This is a genomic window from Acidaminobacter sp. JC074 (assembly GCF_022496765.1).
GTDB lineage: Bacteria > Bacillota > Clostridia > Peptostreptococcales > Acidaminobacteraceae > JABXKX01.
In genome coordinates, this window is the sequence record NZ_VANV01000016.1 from 42,335 (window position 1) to 57,425 (window position 15,091).

At 35.0% G+C, this 15,091-nt stretch carries 15 protein-coding genes and 1 riboswitch; of the genes, 10 read left to right on the forward strand and 5 right to left on the reverse strand.

The annotated features are described in order from the left end of the window. Positions 1-68 precede the first annotated feature (68 nt). Positions 69-1,844 carry a tetratricopeptide repeat-containing sensor histidine kinase gene (locus EZV73_RS18040; RefSeq protein WP_240841794.1) on the forward strand — a complete coding sequence of 592 codons (1,776 nt, stop codon included), beginning with the start codon at positions 69-71 and terminating at the stop codon, positions 1,842-1,844. Positions 1,845-1,926: 82 nt separating this feature from the next. Here the strand turns inward: EZV73_RS18040 and EZV73_RS18045 are convergent, their stop codons facing one another. Further along, entirely contained in the window at positions 1,927-2,388 is a 462-nt protein-coding gene (locus EZV73_RS18045; RefSeq protein WP_240841795.1) for a hypothetical protein, read from the reverse strand. Between the two features lie 215 nt (positions 2,389-2,603). Here EZV73_RS18045 and EZV73_RS18050 point away from each other — a divergent pair, with 215 nt between their 5' ends. Continuing rightward, positions 2,604-3,191: a helix-turn-helix domain-containing protein gene (locus tag EZV73_RS18050; RefSeq protein ID WP_240841796.1), complete on the forward strand. Its 588-nt coding sequence runs from the start codon at positions 2,604-2,606 to the stop codon at positions 3,189-3,191. Positions 3,192-3,261: 70 nt separating this feature from the next. On the opposite strand, the gene EZV73_RS18055 is transcribed toward EZV73_RS18050, so the two are convergent. Beyond that, on the reverse strand, positions 3,262-3,678 hold the full coding sequence (locus tag EZV73_RS18055; protein ID WP_240841797.1) for an acyl-CoA thioesterase: 417 nt from the start codon (positions 3,676-3,678) through the stop codon (positions 3,262-3,264). A 220-nt stretch (positions 3,679-3,898) separates the two neighbouring features. On the opposite strand from EZV73_RS18055, the gene EZV73_RS18060 reads away from it, so the two are divergent. From EZV73_RS18060 to EZV73_RS18070, 3 genes are all read left to right on the forward strand, one after another. Further along, positions 3,899-4,225, forward strand: coding sequence for a PadR family transcriptional regulator (locus tag EZV73_RS18060; RefSeq protein ID WP_240841798.1), 327 nt, complete (start codon positions 3,899-3,901; stop codon positions 4,223-4,225). Further along, a complete protein-coding gene (locus tag EZV73_RS18065) occupies positions 4,222-4,899 on the forward strand; it encodes a VanZ family protein (RefSeq protein WP_240841799.1) in 678 nt (225 codons plus the stop codon). The genes EZV73_RS18060 and EZV73_RS18065 overlap by 4 nt, the downstream gene beginning before the upstream one ends. A 337-nt stretch (positions 4,900-5,236) precedes the next feature. Continuing rightward, positions 5,237-5,324: riboswitch (glycine riboswitch) on the forward strand. A 115-nt stretch (positions 5,325-5,439) separates the two neighbouring features. Then, entirely contained in the window at positions 5,440-6,801 is a 1,362-nt protein-coding gene (locus tag EZV73_RS18070) for a sodium:alanine symporter family protein (RefSeq protein ID WP_240841800.1), read from the forward strand. A 33-nt stretch (positions 6,802-6,834) separates the two neighbouring features. Here EZV73_RS18070 and EZV73_RS18075 read toward each other — a convergent pair whose 3' ends face one another. Continuing rightward, positions 6,835-7,620: a GNAT family N-acetyltransferase gene (locus EZV73_RS18075; RefSeq protein WP_240841801.1), complete on the reverse strand. Its 786-nt coding sequence runs from the start codon at positions 7,618-7,620 to the stop codon at positions 6,835-6,837. Between the two features lie 126 nt (positions 7,621-7,746). Here EZV73_RS18075 and EZV73_RS18080 point away from each other — a divergent pair, with 126 nt between their 5' ends. Then, the gene (locus EZV73_RS18080) at positions 7,747-8,547 is read left to right on the forward strand and encodes a hypothetical protein (protein WP_240841802.1); all 801 of its coding nucleotides are present in this window, start codon (positions 7,747-7,749) and stop codon (positions 8,545-8,547) included. A gap of 22 nt (positions 8,548-8,569) precedes the next feature. Here the strand turns inward: EZV73_RS18080 and EZV73_RS18085 are convergent, their stop codons facing one another. Next, complete coding sequence (locus EZV73_RS18085; protein ID WP_240841803.1) at positions 8,570-9,841, reverse strand: MFS transporter; 1,272 nt, start codon at positions 9,839-9,841, stop codon at positions 8,570-8,572. Positions 9,842-9,928: 87 nt separating this feature from the next. Beyond that, on the reverse strand, positions 9,929-11,185 hold the full coding sequence (locus tag EZV73_RS18090) for a chloride channel protein (RefSeq protein ID WP_240841804.1): 1,257 nt from the start codon (positions 11,183-11,185) through the stop codon (positions 9,929-9,931). Between the two features lie 89 nt (positions 11,186-11,274). Here EZV73_RS18090 and EZV73_RS18095 point away from each other — a divergent pair, with 89 nt between their 5' ends. The 4 genes from EZV73_RS18095 (at position 11,275) to EZV73_RS18110 (ending at position 15,013) form a co-directional block, all read left to right on the forward strand. Further along, positions 11,275-11,757 carry an NUDIX domain-containing protein gene (locus EZV73_RS18095; RefSeq protein ID WP_240841805.1) on the forward strand — a complete coding sequence of 161 codons (483 nt, stop codon included), beginning with the start codon at positions 11,275-11,277 and terminating at the stop codon, positions 11,755-11,757. 8 nt (positions 11,758-11,765) lie between these two features. Beyond that, on the forward strand, positions 11,766-13,400 hold the full coding sequence (locus EZV73_RS18100) for a glutamine--tRNA ligase/YqeY domain fusion protein (RefSeq protein ID WP_240841806.1): 1,635 nt from the start codon (positions 11,766-11,768) through the stop codon (positions 13,398-13,400). A gap of 104 nt (positions 13,401-13,504) precedes the next feature. Continuing rightward, on the forward strand, positions 13,505-14,011 hold the full coding sequence (locus EZV73_RS18105; protein ID WP_240841807.1) for a hypothetical protein: 507 nt from the start codon (positions 13,505-13,507) through the stop codon (positions 14,009-14,011). 39 nt (positions 14,012-14,050) lie between these two features. Next, on the forward strand, positions 14,051-15,013 hold the full coding sequence (locus EZV73_RS18110; protein ID WP_240841808.1) for a BadF/BadG/BcrA/BcrD ATPase family protein: 963 nt from the start codon (positions 14,051-14,053) through the stop codon (positions 15,011-15,013). The last annotated feature ends 78 nt before the right edge of the window (positions 15,014-15,091 follow it).

A 15,091-nucleotide genomic window follows, 5' to 3' on the forward strand; every position in this document is an offset into this window, starting at 1 on the left:
AACTTGTCTTATTAGCCTACTGAATAGACGGAATTTGTTTGGGTATAAAATTTAATGGAGGACAAGCTATGGGTGACTATCTTAAACTGCATGAAGAGTGTCTTAAGTTAATCAGTGAAGGCCAGTTTGATAAGGCGATGAGACTGGCTCATGAACTGCTGGATATTTATGAAACAGAAAAGCCAGACATGCCAATTACAAATGTGTTTTCTGGTCGTGAAAAAGTTCTTATTAACACACCAAATGCCATTATCTACATAACGTATATGCAGCGGCTTATCAAGCTTCTAGAAAAGCAAAATTCTTATGAAGAAATGATAAAGACCATGTACTATTTAGGTGTGGAATATATTTCAGGAAAGCACTTTGAAGAGGCTGAAATCATTATGGATAAAGCAATGAAGCTTGCTAAAAACTATCATATGTATGATCGACAAGCTGACCTACTAAATGGCTATGGTAATATGTATGAACTTCAAAATGATGATGAAAAAGCCCTAGAATATTATTTGATGGCATACAATATGTCTCATGAATATGATTATGAAGAAGGACAAAGATTCTCACATAATATTGGCTATGCCTATAAGAAAATGGGCAAATATTCTAAAGCCATCGGTTACTTGAGACTTTGCGTGTCATATCTTGAGAACACAGACATGATTGGTAGAATGGCAAATGGCTATAATGAACTTGGTGATTCCTTAAGATTAAATGGTCAGTATTTAGAATCACATGAAGCATTGAACAATGGATTAAGATATTGTTTAGAGTCTAAGAGCAATTCATTTTTAAAGGAGAACTATCAGTTTAGAAGTGCCTTATATGAGGCTGAAGGAAAGTTTAAAGAGGCTCTAGAATACTTTAAGTTGTATCAGGTCTTAAGTGAAAATATCAATACTGAAAAGTTCAAGGGAGAACTACAGAATCTTAGACTTGTCAGTGAATTGTCTTCTAAGGAATCAGAAAATGTCATCATCAAGGAGAAAAACAAGGAACTTGAAGCTTATAGTCAAGCTTTAGATGAGTCCAATGTATCTTTGGTTGCAGCCATACAGGAAACAAGACTGATGAATCAAAAAATGATTCAGTCAGAAAAGAGTGCCAGTTATAACAGGATGATGATTGGTGTTGCGCATAAGCTGAATACTTCCATCTCAAATATAAGCCTTATGACTGAGCAAATCGAGCTTGAAATTATAAATATGAAAAGAATCATGGAAAATGGCACCATGACCAGGAAATCACTACAAAGTGCCATGAAAGATAACTTAGAGAGACTGTCATTAATCAGAAGGTCTTCTGACAAGATGCAGAAGTTTATTGAGAGCATTAGAAGTGAGTCTATCACTCTAGATGAAATTAGAAAAAGTGGTTCCATTAAACATCTACTGACAGAGACTGCCCTTATGTTTTCTGATCGATTAAATGACTGTCACTGTCAAATGAATATTGATGTTCAAGAGGATATGCCTGATATTTCAGCTTACAACATATTTAAACGTGTCATCAACCAACTAATGGACAATGCCCTGAAATATGCATTTACTGATGATAATGATGAAAATGTCATTGATGTCATGACCTGGATAGATGATAAAGGTAAGATGAATATTGAGTTTAGTGATAATGGCATTGGCATAGAAGAAGAAAGTTTGTCAAAAATTTTCGATCCTTTTTACACCAGCAATATGGGGAAAAAAGGTGGTGCCGGTATGGGCATGTACATCTTACAGAAAACAGTTCAAGATATATTAAGTGGTGAGGTCACATGTAGCTCAGATTATGGAGAGGGTACAACCATTAAGATAAAAGTTGGCAACTTATACAACAGTTTATTCTAGCGAGTTTAATAATGTAAAATACCATAATCAAGTTGATTATGGTATTTTAAATTGAAAAAGAACACCGTAGTGTTCTTATGGATTAACTTTGAATACTTTTTTCATGTATAAATGATTGCCATTTATTCTTAAAGGTAAGAGGTCTTTCTTCTAATCTTCTTTCGCTTTTACCTGAGAATAGGACATAAAACAAGGCCAGTCCACCTATAAAGGTTGTGAAAATACCACAGAAGGCTGCAAAGAAGCCAGCGAAAAAACCATTGGTCTGTGAGTAGACATACAGAAGCAGCAAGGTAAGGAGTGATATAAACATACCAAAAATTGCTGACATACCTCTTCCAAAGAATAAGTTGGCACCATCTTTTTCTAGTACCCTGATGGCTGTTTCTCTAATAACTTGCCTTTCTTGCATTACAGAGACTATTTGATTATTGGTATCAATAATTCTGTATAAAAAGTAACCATGAATAGCAATAGCTATTAAAGTAATAATTAAGTTGAAAATAATAATACGCCTCATTTTATTTGATAATCTAACATTCATCTTCCCCTCCAAAAATACTAATTGTACAATAATACTCGCCATAACGTTAACCCTTTTAACTTATTCATATTATATCATGCTTTTAAGGTCATTAATCATATATGACATAATGTTAAGAAAGTTCTGACAATTAAGAAAAATGTTTGTAAGCAAGTCTACGATACGTTTATTGTTTCTTTTTGCTATTACGTATATGATAAACTTGGAGGTAGGATATGGATAGCAAAAAAACTGGTGAGTTGATTTATAAACTTAGAAAAGAAAAACACCTGACTCAAGCTGCTCTTGCAGATAAGATAGGCATTAGTGATAAAACGGTTTCAAAATGGGAACGGGGACTTGGATGTCCAGATGTCTCTTTGCTGACAGATTTATCTAGAGTACTTGAAGTAGATTTGAACAAACTCTTATTAGGAGAGTTGAGACCTAATAAATACAATATAGGTAATATGAAACTTTTGGATTTTTACGTGTGTAAAACGTGTAATAACATCATGTTTGGCTTAAATGATGCAGAAATATATTGCTGTGGTAGAAAACTAGATAGATTGGTGGACAGAGCTCTAAATGAAGAGCACAAGTTAGAGGTCAGTGTTATAGAAGACGATTACTTCATAGAGATGAATCACCCTATGAACAAAGACCATTATATTAATTTTATTGCTTATCTTGTAGATGGAGGTATTACCATTTTAAAGCTTTATCCAGAACAAGATGTGAGTATAAGAATCCCAAGGTATTACAAGATGGATGTATACATCCATTGCAATAAAGATGGTTTGTTTAGATGCCATCTTAAATAAGAAATCAAGCTAACATATTAATGACAAGTTGGTTTATAAGAGGAAATACGACAAGTATTTCCTCTTAGTTTTATCTTAAGCTTTTGGCAATCTCGTTTAACTCTTTTACATCAGGTGTTTCAAATGTCATGTTCAGACCATGCGGCATTTTCTTTCCTTGATCATCTACACTGACAAAAGTCACAAATCCGTCTACAAAGACTTCATCCGTTATACCTGATTCTGCTTTGCAATACACTGTGATACTCGTTTTACCATGAGCTACAACTTGAGAAGTAAGTTGGAGCAGATCTCCTTTATTAGCCGGTTTTTTAAAAGTAAGTCCATGTAGCTTTAAACACACAATTTGATCTGGATTTTTTACAGATGTGGCTGCAGCAGAAAAGCTTGCCTCTACAAACCATTCAGCCAGTCTACCTGCAAATAATGTCCCATGGTGATTCAGTTCCTCAGACTTGATAAGTCTTGATGTTGTTAATTTATTCATATGATCCTCTTTTCTTAAGTTAATGTCGATTTGCAAGTTTATATTAACACACTTGCATAATTAGGTCTATATTTTTATTGATTATTTTAAAAGTATACTTGTATTCAAGGATTATGATATGAGATTGTTATAAACTTGCGTAATGTGACAAATAGAAATATTTGAAATATACCTTGTATTACGAGGTAGTGTGTAGTACGATGTAATTGGGAGGACGACTATGGATAAAGAGATTAAAAAAGGAAGTATTGATATTCTAATCTTATCTTTGATTGATAAAAAAGATATGTATGGTTATGATATTGCAAAAACAATTAAGAGTAAAAGTAACAACCTTTATGAGATGGGAGAAGGCACACTTTATTCTGCTCTGAAGAGACTTGAGAAAAATGAACTTATTGAATCATATTGGGGAGATTCGGCCAGTGGTAGTAGACGAAAGTATTACAAGATTACTGATAGTGGATCAAAAGAACTTAAAAGAAGAATGAAGGAATGGAAACAAGTTAATGAGTTGATAAATGTATGTTATGAGGGGGCTAGATGAGAACTATAGATAATTATGTAAAATCGATTACAAAATCATTGGATTGCTCTGCTGAAGAAAAAGAAGATCTTAGATTAGAATTTATCGATCATTTGAGTTCTTTAAAAGATGAATATATGATTAAAGGCTATACTGAGAAGGATGCCATAAGAAAGGCCATTAGTGATTTTGGAGATGAAGGCATCATTAGCAAAGAATTGAATAAGAATATAAGCAAACTACAAAAGATAATGAACAAGGGTTTTACAGTCATTTGGTGGATGTATTTGATCATCATTTCTTGGTTGTTGATTAGACCTACTAGGGCTTATTATAATATGGGTATTAGATCCTATAATTTAGAGCCTTTTAAGCAAATCTTGATTTATATTACTAGGTACGACCACTATAACTTCAATATATGGTTTTACAACTTATTTGGTAATATGATACTCTTTATTCCTTTCGGTTTTCTTTTACCTGTATGTTTTAAAAAAGGAAAAAATCTATGGAGCAATTTGCTACTTACTATTTTGTTCAGTTTTTCCATAGAGGGGATACAATACATCTTCGCAGTTGGTATATTTGACATTGATGATATTATCTTAAATACTGTAGGTGGTCTTATTGGATTTAGCATTTACACATTGTTAGTATATCTTCTAAAGCGAGTTAATAGGGAATATTTAATTTAATACTTGACTATAGACTGCAAAGGAATGTTTCTTTTGCAGTTTCTTATATTATGGCGACTAGAAGTGAAAGTGTGTTATTTTAATCACAAAGTGCGTTGAAGTGAGAAGTAAGTTGTTTCAACGATTACAAAGCTTGAGAAAATAATTTCTCAGTAAAAAAACTTTATTGTTAATGGTGTGAAAACGCTTGCTTGATAATAAAGTATCAATTATAATGAGTAAGTCAAATTGAATATGGTGCGGATGAATGATGTTGGAGAAACACGAAGTGTTACCGTAGAAGAAAGGATAATAGGGCTAGATATTATCTGAAGCTTTCAGGTTAAATACAGTATCAGGACGTACCCCTGGAGAGACTCTTAGGAGCATCGATGAAGCAACTTGATATCAAGGAAACTTTCAGATAAAAGGACAGGGTAAAGTTAGCAAAGCTTTTTTGTGTTGCTGATTTTAGGGTTGTCTTTTTTTAATGTCTTTTTTAGTCATCTGATAAAGATATAAGTTTCCTTTAGGAGATTTAGGCTATTAGAGGAGGAGACAATGACAACAGAAGTAATATTATCTTATCTAGATAAGATCAATGGTGTTTTATGGGGACCAGTTATGTTAATCTTTTTACTTGGAACGGGTATATTATTTACCTTCAAGTTAAGATTTTTACAGGTAACAAAACTAGGATTAGCATTTAAGCAAATATTTAAAGCTGAAGATACAGAAGAAGATGCAGAAGGTATGTCACCTTTTCAATCACTGTCTACAGCTATTGCAGCCCAAGTAGGAACGGGTAACTTAGCAGGTGTTGCCACAGCCATAGCTGTAGGTGGTCCAGGATCAATTTTCTGGATGTGGATCAGTGGTTTCTTCGGTATGGGAACTATATTTGGTGAAGCTGTGCTTGCCCAACTCTTTAAAGAAGAACATGATGGTGAGTTAACAGGTGGACCGGCTTATTACATAAGAAATGGATTGAAAAATAAGTTCTTAGCTGCTTTCTTTGCTGTTTCAATTATTTTGGCATTAGGTTTTATGGGAAACATGGTACAGTCTAATTCTATAGCTGCTGCTGTAAAGAATGTTTTACCTGTTCCAAGCTTGGCAATCGGTATTGTTATCGCAGTACTTGCTGGTATTGTTTTGGTTGGTGGTGTTTCTAGAATTGGTTCATTTACAGAGAAAGTTGTACCATTTATGGCAGCCTTTTATATATTAGGTGGATTTATTATTGTAGCCATGAACATAGATCAGCTTTTACCAGCACTTAAAATGATCATCTTTGGTGCATTTAACCCTCAAGCTGCAACGGGTGGTTTTATTGGTGCCACAGTTAAAGAGACCATTAGATATGGTATTGCAAGAGGTTTGTTTTCTAATGAAGCAGGTATGGGTTCAACGCCACATGCCCATGCTGTTGCAAAGGTTAAACATCCTGCACAACAAGGTATGGTATCTTTATTAGGAGTTATTGTAGATACAGGTGTTGTGTGTACAATTACAGCTTTGGTTATTTTAACAACAGGTGCATTTGAAACCGGTTTAACAGGTGCAGAGTTAACACAAGAAGGCTTTAGATTAGGATTTTCTTTCTTAGGTGATTTCGGAAATTCATTTATAGCCATTTGTTTATTCTTCTTTGCATTTTCAACCATTATCGGATGGTACTTCTTTGGAGAGCAAAACATCAAATACTTATTTGGACATGGTGGTATTAAATACTACAGAGTACTTGTCTTATTTGGTATCGCTGTAGGACCACTTTTAGATGTGGAGCTTGTATGGAGCCTTGCAGATTCATTCAATGCCTTGATGGTTATACCAAACTTAATTGCTTTAGTGGGTTTAACGGGTCTGGTTGTTAAATGTCTGAATGACTTTATTGAAAAACATGAAAATAATGAAATATAATACAGAGACCTCATACAATGTATGAGGCCTTTTTTAAACTTCAAACCAGTAGAGGTTATAGGCTTGTATTTTTTTCAAGTGACACTTTTTAGTCAGTGCCATGGAACCATAATTGTTATCTGTACACTCCCAGTAGACCTTATAACCCAGTCGGTGGATGGCGTTTACCATCTTAATGGCCAGTGCACTTGCAATGGATTTTTTGCGGTAGTTTTCTTCTACAGCGATGCCGATGCCCATATAATTGCCTACTTTGCCATCAAGCAGGCATCTTCCTATGATTTTATTGTCTTTAAGAGCAACAAAACCAAGGTCTTCCTTTAGATACACGTTTATATCGCCCCACCAGCTTTTAGTAGGTGATTCTATAAAGCTTGCGTTTTCATACTTAAATGATGACTCAGAAATTCCTATTATTTCAATGTCGTCAAAGTCTAACTCTGCTATGAGCTCACTTGATTGTGAGTGATAAATATATTGCTGACATGTGGACATATCCTTTAAATCTATTTGATCTTCCCAAGCTTTGGAATCAAAGGAAAACTCAAACTCTTGTAAATCACCATTCAAATGTGTTTCTGAGATGCTTTTGAGTGACCTTCTGACTTCATCAAAAAAAGACTGACTGGCCTTTCCGATAAAAAAGAAGCCACCTTCACCTTGGTGGTATATTAGGCCTGACTGAGGCTTAGTTTTTTTATCTACATAGATAAAGCCTGGGTTTTTATTTTCTATAACTGTTTTCAGTTGCAGACTCAAACAGGATGGATCTATTAAGTCTATTATATTTTTGTAGTTTGATTTATCTAATAAATGCATAAGTACCTCCCTTTACAGTATAACATCCATCTCTTTTTCCAGTTATGCAGACTTGTTTTAAACAAATGTTTTATTCATTTAAAACATTTTTCCTTCATATGATGTAAAATAAATATAGGGGGCCTTATGAAAAGACATATTATTTTACATATTACTTCGGGTGTATTGATTCTTGTGTTACTGATTGTTGGATTTTCTTTAAGAAGTGACATAGAAAATTTGAGTATAACGCTTCAGTCCAAAGATGAACACCTTGCTCAGCTTGATGACAAAATCATGGATTTAGATGCAGAGCTTAAGTTGACTAAAGAGACATTAAATGAAGCAGAAGCTGAAAAGCTTGTATTAGAGAACAAACTTAAGAATGATGAACTTGCTAACCAGTATGATTCTATGCGTTTTTATCATCTGTACAGGTCAAGTTATCAAAGAGAAAACTTAATTAAGCAGCTTTCAAATGATTTGATTAAATATAAAGAAGACTACTTGATCATCTATGGTTCTGATGACCAAGCTCAAGAGGTGGAGTTAGCTTACTTTATAGATTACGATAAAGAGTTAAGTTTAGTGGAACAGTTAAAGTGGATAGCAGATAACATGTCTGAGTATTCTTTTGCCGGTTATCCAATAGAGCTTGTAGCCATCGAAGACATAGAAGGAAAGAAGATTGCCCATGTAGATCTAAGAGAGCCTGAAAATCAAGAGAATGGCTGGTCAGTTAACTTTTTCATGGGATCGTCTCAAGGGATAATGACAGCGGATACTTTAGTTGAATCCTTTCTACAAAAGGACAGGGAACTGGATGAGTGGATTGACGGTGTCTATTTTTCTTATCAAGGAAAAAGAGACTGGATTACAGACCATGATCCTGCCTTATGTTTGTACACATATTATAGGGATGGTTCAAGACTAGAAGACGTAAATTAAGCTGCATTAGATGCAGCTTTTTCTAGTTTGTAAGTATCTTTTCTGTCTGAACTTGGCTATCTGAGATATCTGTAATCATATACTTCTTACCTATGAGTGAAAAGACCAGATAAATCATTCCAACTATAAGTGGAATTAAAAATGGATTTATTAACTCTATCAGTAGGCCCGACAAGAGGATACCTAATGGGTTTGCAACTTTAATCATAGGAATTAAAATGCCCCAGACTCTGCCCAAGTAAGATGGGTCTACAGTCCTTTGAAGGTGTGTTGCAAAAGGTACATCTACCAAAGAAATGATACTACCGAAAACAAGCATGATCATACCATAATAGAACATTGTAGAAGCTAAGGTCTTTACAAGACCTGGTAGGAAATAAGGCAAGCCTATGGTTGCTGCCAGAAAGCCTGAACTGATGCCGATCATAAGATAGAGTCGATTGACGCTGATCTTTTTGAGTACAAGTCCAACGGTCAATGCACCCAAGATCATACCGACTGGCAGGCATGAAAATATGATACCGTAAGCCTGAGAACCAACATTTAAATGGTTGTTTAGAATATATGGCAGTGGTACTTGGATAGCCAGTGAAATCAAAATGTTGACACTTAAGAAAAAGATGTACATGCCCATGATGGATCTCTGTTTAATCACATACTGAAAACCATCCTTTAAATCTTTAAAGACATCTTTGACATCATGAGTGGGTTCGTTTTCTCTCTTGTTAAATTCAAAGTCTATAAACAGTTCTGACAAAGCTGACAAGATAAATGAAATACCATTAAAGAGTATGAAGCTCTTTATATCAATAAATGCATAAACCAAACCGCCTATTACAGGTCCCAGTATATTAGCAATCGAGCCGATTATTTGACTTAAGGAGTTGATGAGTTGTAGGTGTTTTTTATGGACCAGCTGAGGTTTTGCAGCTTCAAAGGCAATTCCGAAAAACGAGGTGATGACGTTGGTTATAAATGTTGTGACGTAAACACTTAAAATGGATATGTCATTAAAAGTGATGAAGATATAAAAGAGGACAAATAAGAGCCCGTTGAGTATATCCATATTAACAACGATTTTCTTTTTATCAAACCGATCTGCGAAAACACCGGCAAAGGGTGTTAGGATGAGTGATGGCAAAAAAGAAACCAATAAGGTAATGGCAAACTTCATGCCTGAACCGGTTGTGTTTAAAACGTATAAGCCAATTGCAAATGAGTAGATGATTGAACCCAAGGAAGAAACCGTTCTACCTAAGGTATAGAGCATTAGATTTTTGTATTCTTTATTCATAACTAGCCTCCCTAGGTATCATCATAGAACTTAGTTATTAGAAAAACATTAAAATAAAATGAAAAAGTGTTAGAAATTCATCTAACACTACTCGTTGTGCATTAATAATTCAAGATTTTGATGATAAATGGAATCATGCATGAAAAACTCTGCAATCTTGCTTGAAATCAATGAACATACCAACATTGGAAATAATAAGTTGTATTGACCGGTCAGTTCGACCACCATCAAACTTGCTGATAAGGGGGCATTACCGAATCCAGCAAAAATAGCAGCCATGCCTGCCATTGCATATGTATTGACATCCAGTAGTGGTAGGCCAAGTAATACAAATACTTTGGATAAGCCAAGACCAAAAGTCAGGCCAATGACCAAGCCAGGTGCAAAGATACCACCAATGGCGCCAGAACCTAAACTGATACCTGTTAAAAGAATCATCAGCAGTGAAATGACAAACAAATGACCTGCACTGTAGTGTTCAGCTGTTATATAGGCTGGAGATGGGTTATATAAAAAATAGTTGCCAACTGAGTAAAGCATGATGATGATAACAACTGCACCACTAAGGTTCTTTACAAACTGAGGTATCTTTAATTGATGATAGAGTCTACGAAATCCCTTAAGTGACAACATGTACAAAATCGATAAAAAGCCAATTATAAATCCTAAAAGTATAAAGTTGACCACTTCACTCATATGAAATAGATAATTGGTATATAGGTCAGAAAAATAAGGTTGATCAAGAAATATCCTTACAGTCAATGTAGAAGCTAGTGATGATAAGAGTATGGTTGAAAGCATATCAAAGTAACGTTTCTTAAAAAGAATCTCAACCACAAACAAGGTTGCAAAGATAGGAGAGTTGAAGATACCTGCCAAACATCCTGCCACACCACATCCGATAAGTACTCTGGTCTCATCATCACTCAGTTTTGACCTGTAAGCGACGTGTGAACCTATAGCGCCACCAAGATGAACAACAGGACCTTGACGACCGGCTGCAAAACCTGAAATCAATGTTAAAAAGGTGCCTATGGTTTTATAGAGTACGGCTGATGGCGTCATCATTTGTGTTTTGATATGTTCTATTTCAAACATGACCTGTTCTACGCCAAAACCTTGATTGTCTTCTGTTAAAAGTCTATGTCTGATATAAGCGACGGCCATAGCTGCAATCAGTGGCACAATGATCATAAAGGCCTTTATTTGGTAAAGTTCACCTACAAAATGAAAGCCTATATTAAGTACTTTGTTGAATAGGATAGACACGATTCCTGTAAGCAAACCAATAAATATTGCAAGAAATGCTATTTTTAATTTTGGTATATAGTTTTTTGAATTCATATGGACTCCTTTTCATCTTCTATTATACCTGATTTCATTGAAAAATCACCCTAGTAATGATAAGATAGTTAAGGTAAAAAGGAGCAAACATGGAACTTTGGGATTTATACAATATAGAAGGTGAAAAAACAGGCCAAACACACATTAGAGGAGATCAAGTCCCTAAAGATAGATATCATTTGGTCGTTCATATCGTCATAAAGAACTCAAATGGTGACTTTTTGATTCAAAAGAGATCTGATAACAAAGAATCTGCACCTGGTCAGTGGGCCTTTACAGGTGGTTCTGCAACCTCAGGGGAAACTTCTTTGAGTGCTGCTTTAAGAGAATTAGAAGAAGAAACGGGTATCAAACTAGAGAACCTTAAGTTTCGAAAGAGACTGATAGGCCATACATATTTTGCAGATATATGGTTTGGCTATCATGATGTAGATGTTGAGACTTTGGAATTTCAGGTAGAAGAAGTAAGTGCACTTGATTTTCAGTCTGTTGATACAATAAAGCAAATGATAAAAGATGGGACTTTCCATTCTTATGAAGATGAATATTTAAATGAAGTTTTTAAAATATAGGAGGCATAATGACAGAAAAGATGATGTCTAATTTTATTCACAATGAAATAGACAAGGATTTAAGTGAAAAGAAATACGAAGAAGTTCATACAAGATTTCCGCCAGAGCCAAATGGCTACATCCATTTAGGTCATGCAAAGGCGATTATCATCAATTTTACTACAGCTCAGAAGTATGGTGGTAAATGTAACCTGAGATTTGATGATACAAATCCTATCAAAGAAGATATCGAATATGAAAATGCGATTCAAGAAGACATCAAGTGGTTAGGTTATGACTGGGATGATCGTTTGTATTATGCTAGTGGCTATTTTGAAAAGTTGTATGAGTTAGCTGAAAGACTCATAGAGTTAGGCAAAGCTTATGTATGTGACTTGTCAGCTGATGAAATGCGTGAGCAACGTGGTGACTTTAACCGATTAGGTGAAAATGGTCCTTACAGAGACCGTTCAGTAGAAGAAAACTTAGACTTATTCAGAAGAATGAGAAAAGGTGAGTTTGCTAATGGTGAAAAAGTTCTACGTGCAAAAATAGATATGAAGCATCCAAAGGTATTGATGAGAGACCCTGTTATTTATAGAATCAGTCACGTATCTCACCATAAGACAGGTGATGAATGGTGTATCTATCCAATGTACGATTATGCACATCCTCTTTCTGATGCTTTAGAAGGCATTTCACATTCTCTTTGTTCAAAAGAGTTTGAGGAAAGAAGAGAACTTTATAATTGGGTTGTTAGAGAAGTTGAATACTTTGAACATCTACCAAGACAAATTGAGTTTGCTAGATTAAATGTAACTGATACTGTTATGAGTAAGAGACTTCTATTAAAGCTGGTTCAAGATCAAGTTGTTGATGGTTGGGACGATCCAAGAATGCCTACAGTTAGAGGTATGAAAAGAAGAGGTTACACAGCTTCTGCCATTCGTACATTTGTTGAAAATGCAGGTGTATCTAAATCGGATTCCCTGATAGACTTTGCCAATTTAGAGCACTTCGTTAGAGAAGATTTAAAACCTTCAGCTCAAAGAGTCATGGGCGTTTTAAATCCACTTAAGGTAGTCATTACAAACTACCCTGAAGGTGAAAGTGAACTTTTAGAAATGGACAACAATCAAGACAATCCAGAAATGGGTAAGAGAATGATTCCATTTGGTAGAGAAATCTATGTAGAAAGAGAAGACTTTATGGAAGTACCTGAAAAGAAGTATTTCAGACTATTCCCTGGCAATGAAGTTAGATTGAAGGGTGCTTACTTTATTAAGTGTAACGACTTTGTGAAAGATGAGAATGGTGAGATCACAGAAATCCACTGTACTTATGATCCAGAAACTAAGTCAGGTTCAGGTTTTACAGGAAGAAAAGTAAAGGCGACGCTTCACTGGGTTTCTAAAGAACATGGAGTACCTGCTGAAGTTAGATTATACGATTCTATCTATAAGACTGAAGAAGGTGAAATGGTGTTCAATGAAAACTCATTGGTATCAAAGCAAAACTGTGTTTTAGAGCCTTGTTTAAAAGATGCTAAGAAAGAAGAAAAGTTCCAGTTCTACAGACATGGATATTTCTGCAGAGACAACCGTTCAGATGACTTAGTCTTTAACTTAACAGTGTCTATCAAAGCACCATATAAGAAGAAATAATGAATGCCCTTAGGGGCATTTTTATGTATCTAGAAAGCTCTTTCATGCTGATATCATCAAAGCCATGTTTTATCTTGCTATACTCATATTAAGGAGGATGGCTTATGGTATCGTTAAGAGTTTCAATTAGAGATATATGTATCATGATTGTATTACCCATTTTCATATCAGCAGTATTTTATACAAGTCGAATCAGCATTCTGATGTATTACTTGTTACTTGTCGGCTTTCTTTCTACTGTAGATTTAGATGGTATCAAAAAAGAGGCCTATGGTGACTTGGTATACTCAAGAAGTGTCTGTGTTCATAAAAATTGTATCTACTTAATCCTTATAGCATCTACAGTTTATATCATGACTGCTTGGATGGGATTAAGTTCATTTTGGACAAGTGCTGTCATAGGCCTTTTGTATCTTATACTTATTAGAGACCAACTTTCTTTGGTCATTTATAAAAATGGTATACTTTATAAAGGTCGTTTCTATCCCATTGAGGATTTGACCACAGCACTACTGGTAAAAAACTATAAATCTGAGTATGAGCTTTATCTAAATAAATCCAGATTGATTATTAATTCTGAAGAGTTGGCCTTAACCAAGAGAATGAGTTAAGGTCTTTTTTTTGGGCATAAATAAGAAAAGGAGATAATTATGTATTTAGGTATAGCGTTGAATGGTGATTTGATTGAGTTTATGCTCATTAATAATAAATGTGAAATATACGGATTTCAAGAAGAACGTATGATTGATTATGACGATCGTACCAATTTCATTGGAGCCATTGAATCAGGTATTGCAAGAATTTGTCTTAAAGCTGATATGAAGTTTGAGGACATTGACTTCACGTGTATAGCCATACCTGAGTATGGTGAAAGCCAGGCTTTTGATGAGATGATGAATGGCTATTTCAGAGATATTTTTTATCACAATCACTTCATATGTGAAAATGAGGTAGAAGCGGCTTGGTTAGCTGCACTTGGTGGCTACGAAGGCATCGTCATTTTAGCTGGCATCGGTTCTATAGCCATTGGCAAGAATGCTATAGGTGAATCGGTTCGTGTTGGTGGCTGGGGGAGAGTAAGTGGCGATGAAGGTGGTGAATACTGGCTAGTTAAAAAGATGTTCGAAATTTTTACAAAGCAGATAGATGGCAGATACAAAAGGGGAGACTTGTATCATCAGTTAAAAGCTGTTTTTAACCTGACTGATGATACAGATTTTTATAACTTTTCATTTAACAAGCTAGAAATTTATGATGTTACCTTTGATGACTTAATCCAGGTTTTCTTTGAAACTGCCTATAGCGATCCTTATGTGATGGATGTATTGAGTGCTTGTGCTGAAGAATACAAGTCAATGATTCAAGCCATTCAAGAAAAAATATCTTTAGATCAGCCGATAAGGGTTTCTTACATGGGACGGATATTTGAAGAATCGAGGGGCCTTATTCAGCGTATTGAGGGTTTGTTAACGCCTGAGTATGTCCTAAAGAAACCTTTTTTGAAATTGGTTTCTGGTGCTGCCTTAAGAGCCCTGATTTTTAGGGAAAAAATCAATTATTACGATATCCACACGCTCTTAAAAGAAGAAATGAGGCTAGATAAGCTCCATTAAGGGGCTTTTCTTCATTAGACTTTAATGAGAACCATTAGAAATTAAATGGTCTTTTGCATTCTTAACTATTTAGGTCTA

Excerpts from the sequence above, each read along its gene's own strand:
- EZV73_RS18095 (WP_240841805.1), top strand. The coding sequence starts at position 11,275 with ATGGAACTTTGGGATTTATACAATATAGAAGGTGAAAAAACAGGCCAA.
- EZV73_RS18045 (WP_240841795.1), bottom strand. The coding sequence starts at position 2,388 with ATGAATGTTAGATTATCAAATAAAATGAGGCGTATTATTATTTTCAAC.
- EZV73_RS18100 (WP_240841806.1), top strand. The coding sequence starts at position 11,766 with ATGACAGAAAAGATGATGTCTAATTTTATTCACAATGAAATAGACAAG.
- EZV73_RS18110 (WP_240841808.1), top strand. The coding sequence starts at position 14,051 with ATGTATTTAGGTATAGCGTTGAATGGTGATTTGATTGAGTTTATGCTC.
- EZV73_RS18065 (WP_240841799.1), top strand. The coding sequence starts at position 4,222 with ATGAGAACTATAGATAATTATGTAAAATCGATTACAAAATCATTGGAT.
- EZV73_RS18055 (WP_240841797.1), bottom strand. The coding sequence starts at position 3,678 with ATGAATAAATTAACAACATCAAGACTTATCAAGTCTGAGGAACTGAAT.
- EZV73_RS18075 (WP_240841801.1), bottom strand. The coding sequence starts at position 7,620 with ATGCATTTATTAGATAAATCAAACTACAAAAATATAATAGACTTAATA.
- EZV73_RS18090 (WP_240841804.1), bottom strand. The coding sequence starts at position 11,185 with ATGAATTCAAAAAACTATATACCAAAATTAAAAATAGCATTTCTTGCA.
- EZV73_RS18105 (WP_240841807.1), top strand. The coding sequence starts at position 13,505 with ATGGTATCGTTAAGAGTTTCAATTAGAGATATATGTATCATGATTGTA.
- EZV73_RS18085 (WP_240841803.1), bottom strand. The coding sequence starts at position 9,841 with ATGAATAAAGAATACAAAAATCTAATGCTCTATACCTTAGGTAGAACG.
- EZV73_RS18040 (WP_240841794.1), top strand. The coding sequence starts at position 69 with ATGGGTGACTATCTTAAACTGCATGAAGAGTGTCTTAAGTTAATCAGT.
- EZV73_RS18080 (WP_240841802.1), top strand. The coding sequence starts at position 7,747 with ATGAAAAGACATATTATTTTACATATTACTTCGGGTGTATTGATTCTT.
- EZV73_RS18060 (WP_240841798.1), top strand. The coding sequence starts at position 3,899 with ATGGATAAAGAGATTAAAAAAGGAAGTATTGATATTCTAATCTTATCT.
- EZV73_RS18070 (WP_240841800.1), top strand. The coding sequence starts at position 5,440 with ATGACAACAGAAGTAATATTATCTTATCTAGATAAGATCAATGGTGTT.
- EZV73_RS18050 (WP_240841796.1), top strand. The coding sequence starts at position 2,604 with ATGGATAGCAAAAAAACTGGTGAGTTGATTTATAAACTTAGAAAAGAA.